The following is a 19,499-nucleotide window of genomic DNA, read 5'->3' as shown; positions in this document are numbered from 1 at the left end:
AAAATGAGAGAACTACGAGGTGGCGTATGCCGTCACCGGCGTGGCATTGAGGTCGAGGCTGACGGGCCGGCCCGCCTGTGGGAAAGCACGCTGTGGGCACGCCGGGCGCGGGCACGCAGCGCAGCCGGGGCCGATGGGGGTCGCCTCGGAAGGGGAGAGGTTGAGCGCGTCCGCGTAGACCACGCGATCCGCTTGTGCGATATCGCAGCCTAGGCCCACGACGAATTCCTTGCGCGGCGTGCCCCAGGCCTGGGCCTGGCCTTGGACGAAGCGCGCGATCCATAAGTAGGTGTGGTCATCGGGCATCGAGGCCACCTGGCGCGTGATGCGGTTGGGCGTTTCAAACGCGCGGTGCACCACCCACAATGGGCAGGAGCCGCCGCTGCGGGCGAAGTGGAAAGCGGTGGAGGACTGGCGCTTGGAGATATTGCCCGCGCGGTCGGTGCGGATGAAGGAGAAGGGAACACCTTGGTGGCCGGGTCGCTGTAGCGTCGCCAAGCGCTGCGCGGTGGTTTCGAAACCAGTGCCAAAGGCCGTCGCGATGACGTCGATGTCATAGCGCGTTTCCTCCGCGGTGGCGAGGAACTGGGTATAAGGCATGGTCACGGCGGCGGCAAAGTACTGCGCGAGGCCCAGCGTGCCAATGGTCTGCGCTTCCTCGCCGGGTAATTCGGCGACGAGTTCCGCGCAGTGCTCCGGGTAGGCCAGCAGGCAGTACTGGAGCGCCATCTCAAAAACCAGCTGGGATTCCGTAAGGCCCGCGCGCAGGTGCAGCTCCCGGTTGTGGAAGGTGCGTCGGCGCGGGGACGAGGAGGAAAATCGCGTCGTAACGCCGAACTCATCTTGCAGGACGGAAGCCAAGCGCCCGCGGCGCAGAACTCGGTCCCCGAGCGAATCGGAAAGCTCCTCGGCAGCGATGTCGAGACTGTGGACGTAGTTGTGCGCGTCGTAAAAGAAGTCGCGGACCGCTTCGAAGGGGCCGGGTTCGGCGGGGGTGTGCGCGGCGGCGTCGACAAGCCGGGGCAGAAGTTCGGGGAAGCGCCCGCTGAGGTCGGTGAGGGTGGCTTCGGAGGCCTCAGGGAAGAGTTGGCGCAGCTCGGCGAGCGCACGCAGGTCACGGTCCCCGGCGAAGTAGGTGGCATCAACGCCGAAGCGTTGGGTCAGCTGCATGAGGACGGTGACGGTGAGCGGGCGCTGGTCATTTTCCAACTGATTGAGATAGCTGGTGGATAGCCCCAGCTGCTTCGCCATGGCGGCTTGCGTGAGGTGGCGTTCCTTGCGTAATGCGTGGATTCTCGCCCCCGCGTAGTGCTTGGTCACCGTCTGTTTCCTCCTAAAAAGCCGCCCTGCCTGGGGATTCCACAAGTTTTGCAAGTAACGCAAATCCCTGCAACAGATAGTCACAGTTTACACATGTGGCAGGGCGCACGGGCTGGGGTTAGTGTGATGCCTATCGCAATCGTTGTTCTTGTTCAGGAGGAGAACCCCTTTGATTAACCACGAAGTACGTACACACAAGTCCGCCGAGAACTTTCCCATCGAAGAGCACCTCGCCTACAAGATCGCCAAGGTAGCCGCCGATCCCGTCGAGGTTCCGGCCGAGACCACCGAGATGATCATCAACCGCATCATCGATAACGCTTCCGTGGCCGTCGCTTCCGCAACGCGCCGCCCGGTTACCTCCGCCCGCGTTATTGCGCAGGCCCACCCGGTGCAGGAAGGCGGCGCCACCATCTTCGGCGTGGACGGCGCATACTCCGCCGAGTGGGCAGCCCTAGCCAACGGCACTGCCGTGCGCGAGCTGGACTACCACGACACCTTCCTCGCCGCCGATTACTCCCACCCGGGCGATAACATCCCGCCGATTCTGGCCGTGGCACAGCACAAGGGCCTGACCGGCAAGGACCTCATCCGCGGCCTGGCTACCGGCTATGAAATCCAGGTCAACCTGGTTAAGGGCATCTGCCTCCACGAGTGGAAGATCGACCATGTGGCGCACCTCGGCCCCTCCGTCGCCGCGGGCCTCGGCACCATGCTGAAACTCGACGTCGAGACCATCTACCAGGCCATCGGCCAGGCGCTACACACCACCACCGCTACCCGCCAGTCCCGCAAGGGTCTCATTTCCTCTTGGAAGGCTTATGCACCGGCCTTTGCCGGCAAGATGGGCATCGAGGCAGTGGATCGCTCCATGCGTGGCGAGGGCGCCCCAGCCCCGATTTGGGAAGGTGAGGACGGCTTTATCGCCTGGATGCTCCACTCCCCGGAGCGCACCTACACCGTCCCCCTTCCGGGGGACGGGGAGCCCAAGCGCGCCATCCTGGACACCTACACCAAGGAGCACTCCGCGGAGTACCAGGCGCAGGCCCCGATCGATATGGCCTTTGCACTTAAGAAGACGCTCGCGGAGAAGGGACTGAAGACCGAGGACATCGAGTCCATCGTCCTGCACACCTCGCACCACACCCACTACGTCATCGGTACCGGCGCCAACGACCCACAGAAGATGGACCCGAACGCCTCCCGCGAGACCCTGGATCACTCCATCATGTACATCTTCGCCGTGGCCCTCCAAGACGGCGAGTGGGACTACGAGACCTCCTACGCCGACGAGCGCAAGCACCGCCAGGACACCATCGACCTGTGGCACAAGATCTCCACCGTCGAGGACCCGGAGTGGACTCGCCGCTACCACTCCAACGACCTGGATGAGAAGGCTTTCGGCGGCAAGGCCGTCATCACCTTCAAGGACGGCACCGTGATTGAGGATGAGCGCGCGGTGGCCGACGCCCACCCGCTCGGCGCCCGCCCCTTTGGCCGCGAGGAATACATCAACAAGTTCAAGAAGCTCGCCGCCGGCAAGGTCTCGGAGGAGGAGCAGGAGCGCTTCCTCGCTGCCGCCCAGAACCTGGAGAACCTCACCGACCTCAACGAGCTCAACGTTCGCCTCACCGACGAGGCCATCGCTACCGCACCCGAGACCCCGAAGGGACTGTTCTAAATGGCTGGCCTATTTGGCTCCACTATCAGCAATGCCGACAAGCGCAAGAGCTTCCGCGAGGCGCTGAACGCACCGGAAATCACCACGCTGCCGGGCGCTTTCAATCCTTTGACCGCGCGGCTCATCCAGGACATCGGCGGCTTCGGCGGCGTCTACGTCTCCGGCGCGGTGCTGGCCAATGACTTGGGCCTGCCGGATATTGGCCTGACCACGCTCACGGAGGTAGCGCAGCGCGCCGGGCACATCGCCCGCGCCACGGACCTGCCGGTGCTTGTCGACGCCGACACCGGCTTCGGCGAACCGATGTCCGCCGCCCGTACCGTCGCCGCGCTGGAGGACGCCGGCTTGGCTGGCTGCCACCTGGAAGACCAGGTCAACCCGAAGCGCTGCGGCCATCTCGATGGCAAGGAAGTGGTGCCGACGGATCTCATGGTTCGCCGCATCACCGCTGCCGTCAACGAGCGCCGCGATGAGAATTTCATCATCTGTGCGCGTACCGATGCCGCCGGCATCCACGGCATCGATGAGGCCATCGAGCGCGCCAAGGCCTACGCCGACGCCGGCGCGGACCTCATCTTCACCGAGGCCCTCTACTCGCCGGAGGACTTCGAAAAGTTCCGTGCCGCCGTGGACACCCCGCTGCTGGCCAACATGACGGAGTTCGGCAAGACCGAGCTGCTTTCCGCCAAGCGCATCGAAGACTTGGGTTATAACGCCGTCATCTGGCCGGTATCCACCCTGCGCGTGGCCATGGGTGCTACCGAAGAATTCCTCCGCGACATGCAGGAAACCGGCCTGCAATCCGAGGAATGGCTCGACCGCATGCAGCACCGCTCCCGCCTGTATGAGCTGGTGCGCTACGACGAGTACAACGCCTTCGACCAGAGCGTGTTCACGTACTCCAAGGACAGCTACAAGCCCACCTTCGACTAGGGCACACGGCCTGAAACTCACACTAGAACCCAATAAAAAGGAGAAAACACCATGTCTGAAACCCCAGAAATCCGCAAGGGCCTGTACGGCGTCGTCGTCGATGAGACCGCCGTGTCCAAGGTTGTCCCGGAGACCAACTCCCTGACCTACCGCGGCTACCCGGTCCAGGAGCTGGCACGCTACTGCTCCTTCGAGGAGGTTGCCTACCTGCTGTGGAACGGTGAGCTGCCGACCCAGGATGAGCTGGTCCGCTTCTCCGCTCGTGAGAAGGCGCTGCGCCACCTGGACCGCCACCTCATCGATCTGATCACCTCCATGCCGAAGTCCTGCCACCCGATGGACGTTCTGCGTACCGCGGTCTCCTTCATCGGTTCCCAGGACCCGGAGGAGTACACCAAGGATTCTGAGCACATCCGCCGCACCGCGCTGGAGCTCATGGCGAAGCTGCCGACCATCGTCGCGCTCGATATCCGCCGTCGCCGCGGTGAGGGCTACATTGAGCCTTCCCGCAAGAAGGGCTTTGCGGAGAACTTCCTGTGGATGGTCTTCGGTGAGGAGGAAGGCTCGCCGGCCCTCTCGCGCTCCGATATCGAGGCCTTTGATAAGTCCCTCATCCTCTACGCGGAGCACTCCTTCAACGCTTCCACCTTCGCGGCCCGCGTGGTGACCTCGACGATGTCCGATACCTACTCCGCTGTTACCGCCGCCATCGGCGCCCTGAAGGGCCCGCTGCACGGTGGCGCTAACGAGGCCGTGATGAAGAACTTCCTCGAGGTTGGTGACCCCGCCAAGGTAGAGGAGTGGACGCTGAACAAGCTCAAGAACAAGGAGCTCGTCATGGGCTTCGGCCACCGCGTGTACAAGAACGGTGACTCCCGTGTTCCGACCATGGAGGCCGCCTTCCGCGAGCTGGCCAAGGACCACGGCCAGGAGCAGTGGGTGGAGATGTACGAAAACATGGCGAAGACCATGTACGAGAACACCTCCATTAAGATTCAGCCGAACCTGGACTTCCCGGCTGGTCCCGCGTACCACATCCTGGGCTTCGACATCGAGTTCTTCACCCCGATCTTCGTGATGGCCCGCATCACCGGCTGGACCGCACACATCGTGGAGCAGAACGAGAGCAACTCCCTGATCCGCCCGCTGTCTGCCTACAACGGCAAGGAGCAGCGCTCCGTTCCGCCGAAGCAGATCTAAGAGAAGCGGAACTAATCAGAGCACAACCAGCGCACGAAACTTTCTTCCTGTGCGCTGGTTTCTTCTTTGTCCGACTTATGTGCAGCGTGTGGATTTCTGTTGACCTATATGTCGATTCTCGCCCGCGCTGTCGCCTCGGACACTATCCTTGTCTTCGTATTGTTCCTATCTGAAAGGACCACTCCTAGTGTCTGATACCGCCCACAAGTCCTTCTCCAAGATCTTGGTGGCCAACCGCGGTGAGATTGCCGTGCGTGCCTTCCGCGCCGCCTTTGAGGTCGGTTCCAAGACCGTTGCAATTTACCCCAAGGAAGACCGCAACTCCTTCCACCGCGCCTTCGCGGACGAGGCCGTGCGTATCGGTACTGAGGGCCAGCCGGTTAAGGCTTATCTCGATATCGACGAGGTTATTCGCGCCGCCAAGAAGTCCGGTGCGGATGCCATTTACCCGGGTTATGGCTTCCTTTCGGAGCGTGCTGATTTGGCCCGCGCGTGCCGCGACAACGGCATTAAATTCATCGGCCCCACCGCCGAGACCTTGGACCTGACCGGCGATAAGGCCGCTGCCGTCGCCGCTGCAGAGGAAGCAGGGCTACCTACTTTGAAGGACTCGAAGCCTTCGACGGACGTCGACAAGCTGGCGGAGTACGCCAAGGACTTTGAGTTCCCCGTCTTCGTGAAGGCGGTTGCCGGTGGTGGTGGCCGCGGCATGCGCTTCATTGAGAATGAAGCGGAGCTGAAGACCAAGTGCGCGGAGGCATCGCGCGAGGCAGAGGCCGCCTTCGGCGATGGCAACGTCTACCTCGAGACCGCGGTGATTCGCCCGCAGCACATTGAGGTGCAGATCCTGGCGGACTCGCAGGGCAACGTCATGCACCTGTATGAGCGCGATTGCTCCGTGCAGCGCCGCCACCAGAAGGTCGTGGAGATTGCCCCGGCGCCGACGCTGGATCCGCAGCTGCGTGACCGCATCTGCGCGGACGCCGTAAAGTTCTGCGAGCACATCAACTACGAAGGCGCCGGTACCGTTGAGTTCCTCGTTGATGAGAAGGGCAACCACGTCTTCATCGAGATGAACCCGCGCGTGCAGGTCGAGCACACCGTGACCGAGGAGGTCACGGGCGTGGACATCGTGAAGTCCCAGATGCAGATTGCCGCGGGCCTCTCCCTGGAGGAGCTGGGCCTCAAGCAGGAAGACATCCACATCAACGGCGCGGCCCTGCAGTGCCGTATCACTACTGAGGATCCTTCCAACGGTTTCCGTCCGGATACCGGTACGCTGACCCAGTACCGTTCGCCGGGCGGTGCGGGCGTGCGTCTCGACGGTGCAACGGCCGTCGGCGCGGAGATTTCCCCGAACTTCGACTCCCTGCTGGTGAAGATGACCTGCCGCGGTGTCAATTTTGAACAAGCCGTGGCACGTGCGCAGCGCGCGCTCAATGAGTTCACCGTGGCCGGCGTGGCCACCAACATCGGCTTCCTGCGCGCTCTTTTGCGCGAGCCGGACTTCGTCAACACCCGCGTGGACACCAGCTTCATTCCGGAGCACCCGGACCTGCTGAAGGCCCCGCCGGCCGTCGATGAGTCTGGTCGCATCATCGACTACATCGCTGACGTGACCGTCAACAAGCCGAATGGCGAGCGCCCGACCACCCTGCGTCCCTTCGATAAGCTGCCGGATCTGGACTTTAACTCCGAGCTGCCGCGCGGTTCCCGTGACGACTTGCTGGAGCTGGGCCCGAAGAAGTGGGCGGAGAAGATCCGCAAGCAGGACGCCTTGGCCGTCACCGATACCACCTTCCGCGATGCTCACCAGTCCCTGCTGGCCACCCGCGTACGCGGCACTGCTCTGGTCACCGCGGCGGAAGCCGTGGCCCGCATGACCCCGGAACTCTACTCCGTGGAGGCATGGGGTGGCGCCACCTACGACGTGGCCATGCGCTTCCTCAAGGAGGACCCGTGGGTCCGCCTGGACCTGCTGCGCGAGGCTATGCCAAACCAGAACATCCAGATGCTGCTGCGCGGCCGCAATACCGTGGGTTATTCGCCGTACTCCAACGATGTGTGCACCGGCTTCGTGCAGGAGGCTGCCAAGTCCGGCGTGGATGTCTTCCGCATCTTTGATGCGCTGAACGACGTCACCCAGATGCGCCCGGCTATCGACGCCGTCCTGGAGACCAACACCACCGTGGCCGAGGTTGCCATGGCCTACTCCGGTGACATGTGCTCCCCGGATGAGAAGCTCTACACGCTGGATTACTACCTCAAGCTGGCCGAAGAGATCGTCAACACCGGTGCCCACGTCCTGGCTATCAAGGACATGGCGGGCCTGCTGCGTCCGGAGTCCGCATCCAAGCTGGTTATGGCTCTGCGCAAGGAATTCGACCTGCCGGTTCACGTGCACACGCACGACACCGCCGGTGGCCAGTTGGCTACCTACTACGCGGCAGCGCTTTCTGGTGCCGACATCGTCGACGGCGCCTCCGCACCGCTGGCGGGAACCACCTCTCAGCCTTCGCTGTCCGCCATCATCGCGGCGTTCTCGAACTCTTCGCGTGACACCGGTATCTCCCTCAAGGCAGTCTCCGACTTGGAGCCCTACTGGGAGGCAGTGCGTCAGCTCTACCATCCGTTCGAGAAGGGAATTCCTGGCCCGACCGGCCGCGTGTACCGCCACGAGATTCCGGGTGGACAGCTGTCCAACCTGCGCGCACAGGCTACCGCGCTGGGCTTGGAGGACCGCTTCGAAATCATCGAGGACACCTACGCTGCGGTGAATGAGATGCTCGGCCGCCCGACCAAGGTGACCCCGTCCTCCAAGGTGGTTGGTGACCTCGCCCTGCACCTCGTGGGTGCTGGCGTGGACCCAGCTGACTTCGAGGCCAACCCCACCAAGTACGACATCCCGGATTCCGTCATCGCCTTCCTGCGCGGTGAGCTCGGTACGCCTCCGGGTGGCTGGCCGCCGCTGCGCGACAAGGTCCTGGAGGGCCGCGCGCCTGGCGACGTCACCGTCAAGCCCGTCCCTGAAGAGGAGAAGGCACACCTGACTTCGGATGATTCCACCGAGCGCCGTGCTTCCCTCAACCGCCTGCTCTTCCCGAAGCAGTTCGAAGAGTTCAACGAGTTCCGCCGCACCTACGGCAACACCGAGGCGCTGACGGACACCGTCTTCTTCTACGGTCTGGAAGAAGGTAAGGACTACATTGTTCACCACTTCCCGGAGGGCTCCAACGACCGTGCAGATCTCAAGCCCATTACCTTGCGTCTTGACGCGATGGGCGAGCCGGACGAGAAAGGCATCCGCAACGTCGTGCTCAACGTCAACGGCCAGATCCGCCCGCTCAAGGTGCGCGACAACAACGTCGAGTCTACCGTCGCCACCGTGGAGAAGGCTGACCCGTCTAACGAAGGCCACGTGGCCGCACCGTTTGCCGGCGTGGTGAACCCGACCGCCAAGCCTGGCGACGAGGTCAAGGCCGGCGACCAGATCGCCGTCATCGAGGCCATGAAGATGGAAGCCTCCATCTCCGCCACCAAGGATGGCACCATCGAGCGAGTCGCCATTGGCGCCGCCACCAAGGTGGAGGGCGGCGACCTCATCGCCGTTATCAACTAAAAGTCGACTTAGGTCGTGGATGGGTGAGCAGCGTCATTCTTGGCGCTGCTCACCGGTGGTTTCTGCGGTGGGGTGGGATTTTTCCGCACTGCATTGGCCTAAGTCAGGAGGGCGTCCCTCTTAAAAGGCATCTGGCAGAAGGCATCTTTGGGTCCAAAAACGCCATCTGCAATGAGTAAAAGGCGTTTTTAGCCGTGAAAACGCCTTTTGGCAGATGCCTTTTACCAGACGCCTTTTGGCAGATGTCTCCAGCACGTCGATGGAGGCATGCAGACGTTGTGCGTTGCGAGGGGTGCGAAGAAGGTAATCCGTTTGGCGAAGATACGTGCAGCGTTCTACGGAAACGGTCGTTGTGACCCGACCTAGGTTATAGGCGGGTGAGCAACGTCGCTCTTGGCGCTGCCGTCGGCGCGCCGACGAAGGTGTCGAGTATAGTTGACACCTTTTGTTGGCTTGCGGTGCTAGAAGCGCTTGAGCATCACGTGAGCATCCGGGCGGCCCGGGACGTCGATGTCGACAAAGCCCTCGGATTCATACAGCTTGCGGGCGCCGGTGTTCTCCGGCTCAATCCACAGCGAAATCGCCGGGGCTTGCTGCGCCTCGGCGAGGTCGCAGGCGTTGCGCAGGAGACGTCGCCCAGCGCCGAGGCCCCTGTAGCGGGACTCCACAGCAATGAAGAGCTCGGGGATATCCTCCGGGTCGAGGTCGGTGGCCCATTGGGACTCATCGAAAGGATCGGCCTCGGGGTTGCCGGTGTAGGCTGCGCCCTTCGCTTCGGTGGTGTAGTAGCGCAGCCACGCACCACCGACGGGAACGCGGTGGCTGGAGACTGCGATGACGCCGCCGTCGACGTGCGGGGACCATTCATCGACGTACATTCCCACGTCAGGTGTGTGGAAATCCCCGATATGGGCGTCCTCGTCACCGAGGACATCGGCGAGGAAAAGGAGACGGGAGAGGTAGGTACGGTCGTGCTCCTTGGCCAACCGTACGCCGAACTCGGAATCGTTAACGCTCATGCCTTTCGAGGCTACTTGATCTCTGAATTTAGCTACTCACAGAGTGAGCTCGAGGGGCGTTGGTGGATTCTCTATGGTCCAGAGAAGAGTACTCGTGGCGGTGGTGTGGCGTGTAACTCGCGGGTTCAGTAACTCCTCGACTTTCAAGATCGAGCGGAAGGCGTGAATAGCCTCCCTGCGACGTCGTGAGCTTATGAATGGCTCATTGTGGGCCGCGCGGTTTCTGACGCGATTGATTCGCGCTAGATGTTGTTCGACTTCCTTGCGGCGTGTGTGCGGCTCAAATGCCTTGTGCAGCGCAGGAATCCACAACAATTGCTCATGAGCTGCGTCTGTTAAGTGGCGCCAGAATCCAAAGGGGAGCTCGGCGACTAAAGCTCCTGGACTGACATGCTTCGTATGATTGCGTCGCAGAGCTTCCGCTATTGATTGCCGGTTCTTATCGTTCGAATCTATTTGTACTCCGTCGCGCATTCGGTGGAGAGGTGCATTCACTGGTGACTTGGGATCTATAAGCCAATGCTGGTCCCCCAGCCACCACCGTTCCAAAACAGTGTTATAAGAGTTTCTGAGCAGAACTTCGGCGTGTGAGGCGTCGTGGAGAAATGCCATCGCGACGCTGATGTTCCATTCATATAGTGCTAATGCGGCTTCGCCGTCTTGATGAGCAGCATGAAGAAATGGCTCCCAGCGCGGTGTTGAGAGCCATTGCGTAATCCACTGGCTATCCTGATGCGCCACTGCTGCATCCCCCCGGAGCGACAAGTCAGCACCCCGGTAAGTAGTACTCAGCAGGTCAGTGACCCAGAGCAGAGCTCCACCGGGGTATCACGTCATAGAGTAATTAACTGTGCTAATCGAGGCAAGGTTTCTAGCAGTTTTGTACTGCTCTCTGTCGGCAGGGAAGCGTTAGCGAACTACTTGATCTCCAGAATCGGCTCGCCCTTGTTGATCTGCGTGCCGGTGGATACCTTGAGGTCGGTCACGGTGCCGGACTTGTGGGCCTTGACGGGGTTTTCCATCTTCATGGCCTCGAGGACGACGACGACCTCGCCCTCTTCCACTTCCTGGCCTTCCTCGACGGCGACCTTGATGACGCTGCCCTGCATCGGTGCGGTCACGGTGTCACCGGACACGCTTGCCGACGCCCCCTTGCCACGACGCTTCTTCGACTTCTTGCGCTTGCTACCACCGCCCAAGAGCAGGTTGCCCGGCAGGGCCACCTCGATACGGCGGCCGCCCACCTCGACGACGAACTTCTGGGCCGCCTCCTGCTCTTCGTCCTCGGGCGCTTCGGCGGGGTCGACGTATGCGGGGAGCTCGTTAACCCACTCTTCCTCGATCCACTTGGTGTAGACCGTGAAGTTGCCGTCCTCGGCGGTGAAAGCGGGATCGGTGAGGATGGCCTGGTGGAAGGGGATAACTGTGGGCAGGCCCTCGATGCGGTACTCGGCCAGGGCGCGGCGTGCGCGCGCGATGGCGGTGGCACGATCCGGACCCCAGACGATGAGCTTGGCCAGCATAGAGTCGAACTGGCCGCCAATAACGGAACCTTCGCGCACGCCGGAATCCATGCGCACACCCGGACCGGAAGGCTCGGAGTAGGTGACAACCGTGCCGGGCGCCGGCATGAATCCTGCAGCGGCGTCCTCGCCGTTGATGCGGAACTCGATGGCGTGGCCGCGCGGGGCGGGATCCTCGGAGATAGAGAGCTCACGGCCCTCAGCAATGCGGAACTGCTCGCGCACTAGGTCGAAGCCGGTGGTCTCCTCGGTAACGGGGTGCTCCACCTGGAGGCGGGTGTTGACCTCGAGGAAGGAGATGAGGCCGTCCGAACCGACGAGGTATTCCACGGTGCCGGCACCGTAGTAGCCGGCCTCGCGGCAGATGCGCTTGGCCGACTCGTGGATGGAGGCGCGCTGCTCATCGGTAAGGAAGGGGGCAGGGGCCTCCTCGACGAGCTTCTGGAAGCGGCGCTGCAGGGAGCAGTCACGGGTGCCCATGACGACGACGTTGCCGTGCTGGTCGGCGAGGACCTGGGCCTCGACGTGGCGGGCCTTATCCAGGTAGCGCTCGACGAAGCACTCTCCGCGGCCGAAAGCGGTAACGGCCTCGCGGGTGGCGGATTCGAAGAGGTCCTTGATCTCCTCGCGGGTGTGCGCGACCTTCATGCCGCGGCCACCGCCGCCGAAGGCGGCTTTGATGGCAACGGGGAGGCCGTGCTCATCGGCGAAGGCTTCGACTTCTTCTGCACTGGCGACGGGATCCTTGGTGCCCGGTGCCATAGGAGCATCAGCGCGCTCTGCGATGTGGCGGGCGGTGACCTTGTCACCCAGCTCCGCGATGGATTCCGGGGATGGGCCGATCCAGATCAGCCCGGCGTCGATGACGGCCTGAGCAAACTCGGCGTTCTCGGAGAGGAAGCCGTAGCCGGGGTGGATGGCGTCGGCGCCGGATTTGGAGGCGGCGTCGAGAATCTTGCCGAAGTCGAGGTATGACTCCGCGGAAGTCTGGCCGCCGAGTGCAAAGGCTTCGTCGGCAAGCGTGACGAATGGGGCATCGGCATCGGGCTCGGCGTAGACCGCTACGGATGCAATGTTGGCGTCGCGAGCCGCGCGGATAACGCGGACCGCAATCTCACCGCGGTTGGCCACGAGGACCTTGGTGATGTTCTTGGTTTCAACTGCCACGGCAGGAACCCTCCTCCATGATTTGTGATAGGACTGCGTACTATTCTTGCACACCAAAACATGAGGATACCTTCACATCTTGGTTTCGTGTCAAAAAATAAACCCGCACCAGCGCGGATGCGGGCTTATATCGGCGTGTTGCTAGCGCTCAACGGGCATGCGAACCATGTTGCCCCATTCTGCCCACGAGCCGTCGTAGACACGGGGTGCCTCGAATCCGAGCAGGTACTTGAGGACGAACCATGTGTGCGCGGCCTGGGCTCCGACGTGGGAGTAGAGGACGGTCTCCGTTGCTGGCTCGAGCTCACCGTAGTTGACCTTCAACTCGCTCAGCGCGCGGAAGCAGCCGTTCGGGTAAATTGCGCGGTCCCACTCGAGGTTGATGGCGCCGGGAATGTGGCCGTGGGTCATTGTGGTGCCGTAGGCGGACTCACCGGCCCCGGTCTTGTGGGCGGCCTCGCCACAGAACTCCTCTGGGCTGCGGGTGTCAACCACCGTGGCGGAGGAGTCACGCAGCTCGTCGACGAAAATGCGCGAGGATTCCTCGCGGGAAACCTCCGGATAGGAGGAAGCAGAAGGCTCGGGGACCATGAAGGAGGTGTCGCGTTCTTCGGACATCCAGGCGTCCCGTCCACCGTCGAGAAGCCGCACGTCCTCGTGGCCGTAGAGCTCGAAGACCCACAGCGCGAAAGCGGCCCACCAGTTGGACTTGTCGCCGTAGAGGACGACGGTGTCGTCGCGCTCAATACCCTTGGAGCGGAGGAGTGCGGTGAAGTCCTCTGCGCTGATAATGTCCCTCGCTGTGCTGTCGAGCAGCTCAGTTTGGACGTTGATGCGGATCGCGGTGGGGATGTGGCCGATGTCGTAGAGGAGTGAGTCCTCATCAACCTCGATGACGTGGAGGCCGTTGATGCCCAGTCGCGCGGACAGCCACGGTGCGGACACGAGGCGCTCAGGGTGCGCGTATTCCTGGAAAGGGGGATTCGGGTCGAATTCGGCCACGGTCCACCTGCCTTTCTCGTTGAGGGGGAACGTTCGGTTCAACTCTAGCGTGCTGGGCGGACATGTGGTCACGGGGGAGGCGTATTTGTGGTGTTGGATACATTTCTTCTGCAGTTAGCGCTGCTGCACGTTCACTGGTTATAACAAGTGTGCAGGTCAGCGGCCAAAAAGTGCGGTACGCTTGCTTTTTATGCCTTTTCGGGGGTGCTTTTCTAGGTGAGCGCGAGGGTCCAACCTGGGTTATTTTAAGAAGTGACACTCACTAACCCCCTAGTGGAAGGGAATCACTGTGCACAAAGCAATCGTCGTCTTCGAGGTTGAGGGCGGATCCGATAAGCAGATCAACGGACACCGTAAAGACACCATGCCGATCGTCGACTGCATCAAGGATGCAGGCTGGCACGCAGAGGTCGTGTTCTACCGCCCTGAGTGGTCCGAGAAGCTCTTCGAGTACGTATCGGAGAACTTCGATGCCTACATCTCCCGTGTGAATCCGGGCAACATCCCGGGCGGTGAGAAGGGCTACTTCGATCTGCTCACCAAGCTGTCCGAGGCCGGACTGGTCGGCATGTCCACCCCGTACGAGATGATGGCCTATGGTGCCAAGGACGCCCTGGTCAAGCTCAATGACACGGACCTGGTTCCGGCTGACACCGCCGCTTACTACGACGTCGAGTCCTTCCACAAGACCTTCCCGACCTCGCTGTCCTACGGCGAGCGCGTGCTCAAGCAGAACCGTGGCTCCACCGGCTCCGGCATCTGGCGCGTGCGCCTTGCCGACGAGAAACTGGCCGAGTCCGTCGAGCCGGGCACCGCACTGCCGCTCGACACCAAGATCAAGTGCACCGAGGCTGTGGACAACCACACTGAGGAGCGCGAGCTCGGCGAGTTCATGGACTTCTGCGACCAGTACATCGTGGGTGACAACGGCATGCTCGTGGACATGCGCTTCATGCCGCGCATTGTTGAGGGCGAGATCCGCATTCTTCTGGTGGGCCCGGACCCGGTCTTCGTGGTGCACAAGAAGCCGGCTGAGGGCGGCGACGCCTTCTCCGCCACCCTGTTCTCCGGTGCCAAGTACACCTACCAGAAGCCGGAGGAGTGGCAGGAGCTCGTCGACATGTTCGCTGAGGTCCGCCCGGTCATCGCTGAGAAGCTCGGTGGCGACAACATCCCGCTGATCTGGACCGCGGACTTCATGCTGGCTGACGGCGAGAACGGCGAGGACACCTACGTCCTTGGTGAAATCAACTGCTCCTGCGTGGGCTTCACCTCTGAGCTGGACATGGGCATCCAGGAGAAGGTGGCTGCTGAGGCGATCAAGCGCGTGGAGGCCAAGCACGCCTAAGCGCGTTGCTGTGCACTAGCCTTTGAGCACAAGCTTGTGATTGTTCCCCCGCCTGCGGCGGGGGAACTGTCGTTTTCTGGGGCGTGTTCCCCAAGCCGCGCTGCCGGTGAGCGAGATCTCAGGTACGTTCGGAGGGGTAAAAATTACGCCAGTGTAGTGCTGTAGCGCGCTGCGAATTTCGATGATTCTCCGAAAGGTCTAACGAAAAATGACGAACCCCAACCAGTTTGGTGAGAACGGCGACAACAGCGATAACCACGTCAACGGTTCCAACGGTGAGAACGCCGGGAACAACGGTTACGGCAGCTTCGGCGGTTACGATAACTCCCAGTCAGGCAACGATGACGCTGCGTCCGCGTGGGGTAGCCAGGCATCGAACTCCGGTTTCGGCTGGGGTGGCCAGGCAGGATACGGCGACTACTCCGAGGGCTCCGCCGACTCGTCTGGATTCGGTTATTCCGCTCCCCAGGGTGCGCAGCCGGATGCTGAGAATCGCGGCTTTGACGCGTCCGGTTCGGGCTTTAATGCGTCCTCCGATTCCGCCGCGGACTCGGCCTATGATTCGGCGAAGAACAGCACGGAGTCGGGCACCGAGCACACTTCCAGCTCCTCTGCCCCTGCTTCCGAAACCTTCGGCGGGCAGGATTCCCAAGCCTCTCACGGTACCTTTGGCGCTTCCTACGGCTCGTACAATGCCGACAGCGACGCGGGTGCGGCGCAGAACTCCAGCGCCGAGCACAACGCTGGCACCGATCACAATGCTGGCGCTCACAATGCTGGCGCTGATCACGCTGCGGACTCCGTGAACTCGAACCAAAGCTATGGCGGCCAGAACTACGGTAATCAGGGCTACGACAACCAGGGTTATGGCAGCCAGGGATTTTCTAACCAGAGCTATGGATACGGCACCCCGTCGGAGTCGCACCAAGACCATGGCTTTGGTCAGCAGTCGGGAGAGGGCTTTGGAACCCCGGTTTCCCACTCCAACTCCGGCTTTGGTGGCTACCCCCAACAGAACCAAGGATTTGGGGCACAAGGCCAGCAAGGTTTCGGCGCCCAAGAGCAGCAGGCTTTCGGCACGCAGGATCAGCAGGGCTTTGGTCAGCAAAACAACTCGCCCTTTGCCGCCTCCCCGCAGCAGGACTACCCACAGCAGAATTCACAGGGCGGCAGCCCCTCCAAGGGCGCTGGCTTCTTCAAGGCGTTGTTTGACTTCTCCTTCAATGACTTCGTCACCCTGAAGTTCTCCTCCTTCATCTACCTGCTGCTCGTCATCGTGGCAGGGGCAGCATGGGCGGGAATGATCCTCTTCTCCTTCTTTGCTTTCGCTGACAGCTTTCTCATCGGATTCTTGACGTTCCTTGGCGCTGTCATCGGTGGCGGAATCGCGTTCCTTTTCTACGTCATTCAGTTCCGCTTGATCTTGGAGTTCTTCGTGGCGAACATCCGCACCGCGCAGAACACCGGAGACCTTGTCTCTCAGGCGGATAGCGATAGCGATAAGGAATAGGTAGTCTCACGAGCTGCGCTTTTCGCAGACACGCTAATCCCGCGGCCTCAAATGTGAGGTCCGCGGGATTTTTACATGGAGGAGGGGCTGCCTGTCTGAGAATTCCGGTAGCCACCACAGTTGGTTTCAGTCATATGGTTCAGGTCAGATGGTTCATGTGCCCCCAAACAAACCATCTGTGGCCTCCTAGATGGTTTACTTGCCCCCAACTAAACCTTTTGAGTAGAACCAGGTGACTAGAACCATGTGCTTAATCCAGTAGCGTAGCGACGCACTCGGGGTCGGCATCGGAGAGCATCTGGCGGATGCGGTCATATTCTGCGTCCTCACCGATGGCCTTCGCAGCATGGCCCAGTGCGGCAATCGCGCGCAGTACGCCTTGGTTGGGCTCATGGGAGAAGGGGACTGGGCCCCAGCCCTTCCACCCATTGCCGCGCAGGCGGTCGAGGCTGCGGTGGTAGCCGGTGCGCGCATAGGCGTAGGCGGTGATGAATGCGGTGGGCTCAGCGCCCTTGTTCTTGTCTAGTTCTTGCTCCGCCAGCAGCGCCCAGAGCAGCGGGGAATCTGGGTGGGCGACAATTCCCGCGGTGAGATCAGCGGTGCTGTCAGCACCCGGATCGGCGGGCAGATTGATGGGTGGGGGAGCGAGCATGTCTTTCATTTCCATGCCGCCCCACTCTAGCCATGTGGCAGTGAGGCCACCAGAGGGGGCGAGCTTGGATACGACTAGTCGAGGCTAAGGCTGAGGTCCGACTGGCGCCGCGAAGGCTTTGAAGCGTTCGTATACGTCATAAGGGTTACTCGAGAACTGGGAGGGAATTGAACTCGGCTGCTTTAGGTAGTGCGCGTAAGACTGAACCCGCCACTATCAAGCAAGAGATAACCGAGCACATAACACATAGTGCCATGCTTGCCTGAAAACCAATTGCAGAAAGAAGAACGCCTGCGCTGGCGGAGGCGATAATTGGTAGTAATCCCATCATCAGGCGTGCTCCCGCCGAGCACTTACCTATCTTTTCAGGGGGTGCAGATAACGCAAGTAGTCCACCAGAGTACGAGTTACATGCGATCGAGGGAATGACGATGAAAAATGCTGCGATTGCGATCAGCAGCCAATAATGGGAAAACACGAGAAGAAATATGTACCACATTAATTCCCAGAGCATGGTTGCTCGGATTATGTTTCTTCCAGGTAATCGCTTGATGAGGTGGTCCTGAAAAAATCCTCCAACAATCATGCCTAGGGTAAACATGATTGAAGTTAAGCCGATTATCCAGCTATCAACTTTAAGATAGGCCAACCATAGATCTATGGACGCGATGAGGAAAAAATTGGCAAAATTCGAGCATAAATCGATGCTGAAAATTGCCCGGAGCACCGGATATTTCCAAATCCAAGCCAAAGAATATTTGCTATCGGACCAGAACTCTGTAAATGAATACTTCTGGTCACTGATTGTTTCACCTAGGTTTGCATTGATGCTCCTTGAAGCATATACGGGACCAAGCCCTGACAGGGCTTGCGTTATAAAAGGAATAACCGGCGCCAGTCCGTAAAGGAGGCCTCCCAAGGGTAATCCCACCATCCAGATAATGTTGTCTCGAGTTTGGTTACGGCCTTGTGCTTGGACAAGTAGATTCTCTGGGATGATGAATCTCAGAATGGCATTGGTTAGCCCTCCGAAGGTGCCTGTAATCATCCCAGCAAATAAGCTGAAGAAGAATAAGGAGATGAAGGTGAATTTACCCAGGCAGAGGAGGAGGGAAAAGGAAGACCAGATAGCAATCTGACTCAGGCCGTAAAGGAGAAGCAGATTCTTCTTATCGAAGCGATCAATGATCATTCCGGCTGGGATGGTCATGATCAAGGAGCCAGCTGAGCTTGCTGCTCCGATGAGACCTGCTTGGCTTAGACTTCCAGTGAGGTGGAAGCTCGCAAGTGAAACAGGGATGGCAATGAGGGATGAACCCAAAGCGCTTGTTGTGTCGGCGAAGAACCACCGTAAGTAATCGGGATGACTCTTGCGTACAATAGTCCAAAAATTTCCACCAGTAGTATTGTGATCTTGCATCGGTTCTCTCTATGTTTTGACAACCGCGACTGGAAACTCATGCGCGCAGCATGAACCCAGCGTCGGATTTTCGAGGTAGACAATTCTCTCGGCGGTGAAATATTGACCCGTCGAAAGCAGCGGTGTGTCAAATAGAAATTACTGATGCAGCAATGAGGACATGGTGTACTCCAAATTCCTTACTTAAGCTCTGTGCGAGTTCCTGAAGCGATTTAAAACCTGTAGATTGCAGGATATAATTCCGCTCTCTCGCATGCAGTGAAATGTGAATCACATAATATCGGTGATTAAAAATCCAGTCAATAGGTTTGATTAAACCCAGAAGCCGGAAACGTTGAGCCCAAAGGAATACAGCGCGCGGCGCAGCACCGGCAGTGAAAGCCCGATGACGGAGGAAGGATCGCCCTCAATGCGGTCGATGAACCAGCCGCCGAGGGCCTCCAAGGTAAAGGCGCCGGCGCATTCCAGCGGCTCGCCCGTGCGGGCGTAGGCCTCGATATCGGCGTCCGAGGCCTGGGCAAAGTGCACCGTGGTGCGTGAGGCTTCAACGAAGCGCTCCTCGCCGTAGAGCACGCAATGTCCGGTGATGAGCTCCGCGGCACGGCCGGCCTGCGCGTGCCAGCGCTCCACGGTGGCCTCGGGGGTGTGGGGTTTGCCTTGGAGGGAGCCGTCGAGAAGCAGCATGGAATCCCCACCCGCCACGACGTCCTCGGGATAGTCGGGGGCGATGGCCTCGGCCTTAGCCGTGGCGAGGGCACAGACGATCTCGGCGGGCTCAGCACCCGCCAGGCGCTCCTCGATGGCGCGCTCGTCCACGTGGGCCGGGGCGATGATGGGCTCCACGCCCGCGCCCCGCAGGATGGACAGGCGGGACGGGGATTGGGATGCCAGAACCAGGCGCATGCGCTTAGTAGTAGCGGACGTTGCGGAAGGCGGACGGGTTGAACACATCGCCCGGCTGACCCCACAGGTCGCGCTCGGAGCGGATATCGGCGGCCTTGGCGCGCGCCTCAGAGTCGAGCTGGCTGAGCACCGTGGACAGGGCCGCCACCTCAGCGTCGGTGGGGTTGCCGCGCAGAACGGTAAACAGGGAAGCGGTCATTGG

15 protein-coding genes are annotated in these 19,499 nt (G+C 60.8%); 6 read left to right on the top strand and 9 right to left on the bottom strand.

Going from position 1 to position 19,499, the window contains the following annotated elements; all coding sequences use genetic code 11:
* Positions 1–12: 12 nt before the first annotated feature.
* Entirely contained in the window at positions 13–1,320 is a 1,308-nt protein-coding gene (locus HMPREF3009_RS05005) for a short-chain fatty acyl-CoA regulator family protein (protein ID WP_070511454.1), read from the bottom strand.
* A 169-nt stretch (positions 1,321–1,489) separates the two neighbouring features.
* Here HMPREF3009_RS05005 and prpD point away from each other — a divergent pair, with 169 nt between their 5' ends.
* The 4 genes from prpD (at position 1,490) to HMPREF3009_RS04985 (ending at position 8,753) form a co-directional block, all read left to right on the top strand.
* On the top strand, positions 1,490–3,001 hold the full coding sequence (prpD, locus tag HMPREF3009_RS05000) for a 2-methylcitrate dehydratase PrpD (protein ID WP_049154344.1): 1,512 nt from the start codon (positions 1,490–1,492) through the stop codon (positions 2,999–3,001).
* On the top strand, positions 3,002–3,934 hold the full coding sequence (prpB, locus tag HMPREF3009_RS04995) for a methylisocitrate lyase (protein ID WP_049154346.1): 933 nt from the start codon (positions 3,002–3,004) through the stop codon (positions 3,932–3,934). It begins immediately after the preceding gene.
* A gap of 51 nt (positions 3,935–3,985) precedes the next feature.
* Positions 3,986–5,134 carry a bifunctional 2-methylcitrate synthase/citrate synthase gene (locus tag HMPREF3009_RS04990; RefSeq protein ID WP_070680433.1) on the top strand — a complete coding sequence of 383 codons (1,149 nt, stop codon included), beginning with the start codon at positions 3,986–3,988 and terminating at the stop codon, positions 5,132–5,134.
* 187 nt (positions 5,135–5,321) lie between these two features.
* Entirely contained in the window at positions 5,322–8,753 is a 3,432-nt protein-coding gene (locus HMPREF3009_RS04985; protein ID WP_070680430.1) for a pyruvate carboxylase, read from the top strand.
* Positions 8,754–9,214: 461 nt separating this feature from the next.
* On the opposite strand, the gene HMPREF3009_RS04980 is transcribed toward HMPREF3009_RS04985, so the two are convergent.
* The 4 genes from HMPREF3009_RS04980 to HMPREF3009_RS04970 all read right to left on the bottom strand — a co-directional run bounded on the left by HMPREF3009_RS04980 (position 9,215) and on the right by HMPREF3009_RS04970 (position 13,464).
* Positions 9,215–9,772, bottom strand: coding sequence for a GNAT family N-acetyltransferase (locus tag HMPREF3009_RS04980; protein WP_046648354.1), 558 nt, complete (start codon positions 9,770–9,772; stop codon positions 9,215–9,217).
* A gap of 36 nt (positions 9,773–9,808) precedes the next feature.
* Positions 9,809–10,513, bottom strand: coding sequence for an Abi family protein (locus tag HMPREF3009_RS13035; RefSeq protein WP_255366820.1), 705 nt, complete (start codon positions 10,511–10,513; stop codon positions 9,809–9,811).
* A gap of 176 nt (positions 10,514–10,689) precedes the next feature.
* Positions 10,690–12,462, bottom strand: coding sequence for an ATP-binding protein (locus HMPREF3009_RS04975; RefSeq protein ID WP_046648353.1), 1,773 nt, complete (start codon positions 12,460–12,462; stop codon positions 10,690–10,692).
* Between the two features lie 141 nt (positions 12,463–12,603).
* Positions 12,604–13,464: a sulfurtransferase gene (locus HMPREF3009_RS04970; RefSeq protein ID WP_070680428.1), complete on the bottom strand. Its 861-nt coding sequence runs from the start codon at positions 13,462–13,464 to the stop codon at positions 12,604–12,606.
* A gap of 289 nt (positions 13,465–13,753) precedes the next feature.
* On the opposite strand from HMPREF3009_RS04970, the gene HMPREF3009_RS04965 reads away from it, so the two are divergent.
* Together HMPREF3009_RS04965 and HMPREF3009_RS04960 are read left to right on the top strand one after the other, a co-directional pair.
* Entirely contained in the window at positions 13,754–14,812 is a 1,059-nt protein-coding gene (locus tag HMPREF3009_RS04965) for a Cj0069 family protein (protein ID WP_049154356.1), read from the top strand.
* A gap of 208 nt (positions 14,813–15,020) precedes the next feature.
* Positions 15,021–16,322: a DUF4282 domain-containing protein gene (locus HMPREF3009_RS04960; RefSeq protein WP_070680425.1), complete on the top strand. Its 1,302-nt coding sequence runs from the start codon at positions 15,021–15,023 to the stop codon at positions 16,320–16,322.
* A 250-nt stretch (positions 16,323–16,572) separates the two neighbouring features.
* On the opposite strand, the gene HMPREF3009_RS04955 is transcribed toward HMPREF3009_RS04960, so the two are convergent.
* The 4 genes from HMPREF3009_RS04955 to HMPREF3009_RS04940 form a co-directional block, all read right to left on the bottom strand.
* Positions 16,573–16,989, bottom strand: coding sequence for a DUF3151 domain-containing protein (locus HMPREF3009_RS04955; RefSeq protein ID WP_070511468.1), 417 nt, complete (start codon positions 16,987–16,989; stop codon positions 16,573–16,575).
* A gap of 130 nt (positions 16,990–17,119) precedes the next feature.
* Positions 17,120–18,394, bottom strand: coding sequence for an MFS transporter (locus HMPREF3009_RS04950; RefSeq protein WP_070680422.1), 1,275 nt, complete (start codon positions 18,392–18,394; stop codon positions 17,120–17,122).
* A gap of 312 nt (positions 18,395–18,706) precedes the next feature.
* Complete coding sequence (locus tag HMPREF3009_RS04945) at positions 18,707–19,297, bottom strand: Maf family protein (protein ID WP_070680419.1); 591 nt, start codon at positions 19,295–19,297, stop codon at positions 18,707–18,709.
* Between the two features lie 4 nt (positions 19,298–19,301).
* Entirely contained in the window at positions 19,302–19,496 is a 195-nt protein-coding gene (locus HMPREF3009_RS04940) for an acyl-CoA carboxylase subunit epsilon (protein ID WP_070644361.1), read from the bottom strand.
* Positions 19,497–19,499 lie beyond the last annotated feature (3 nt).

The sequence above is a fragment of the Corynebacterium sp. HMSC034H07 genome, from assembly GCF_001815175.1.
Classification (GTDB): Bacteria; Actinomycetota; Actinomycetes; order Mycobacteriales; family Mycobacteriaceae; genus Corynebacterium; species Corynebacterium hiratae.
The sequence above is the reverse complement of the archived record's forward strand: the minus strand, read 5'-3'. Positions and strand labels throughout refer to the sequence as shown.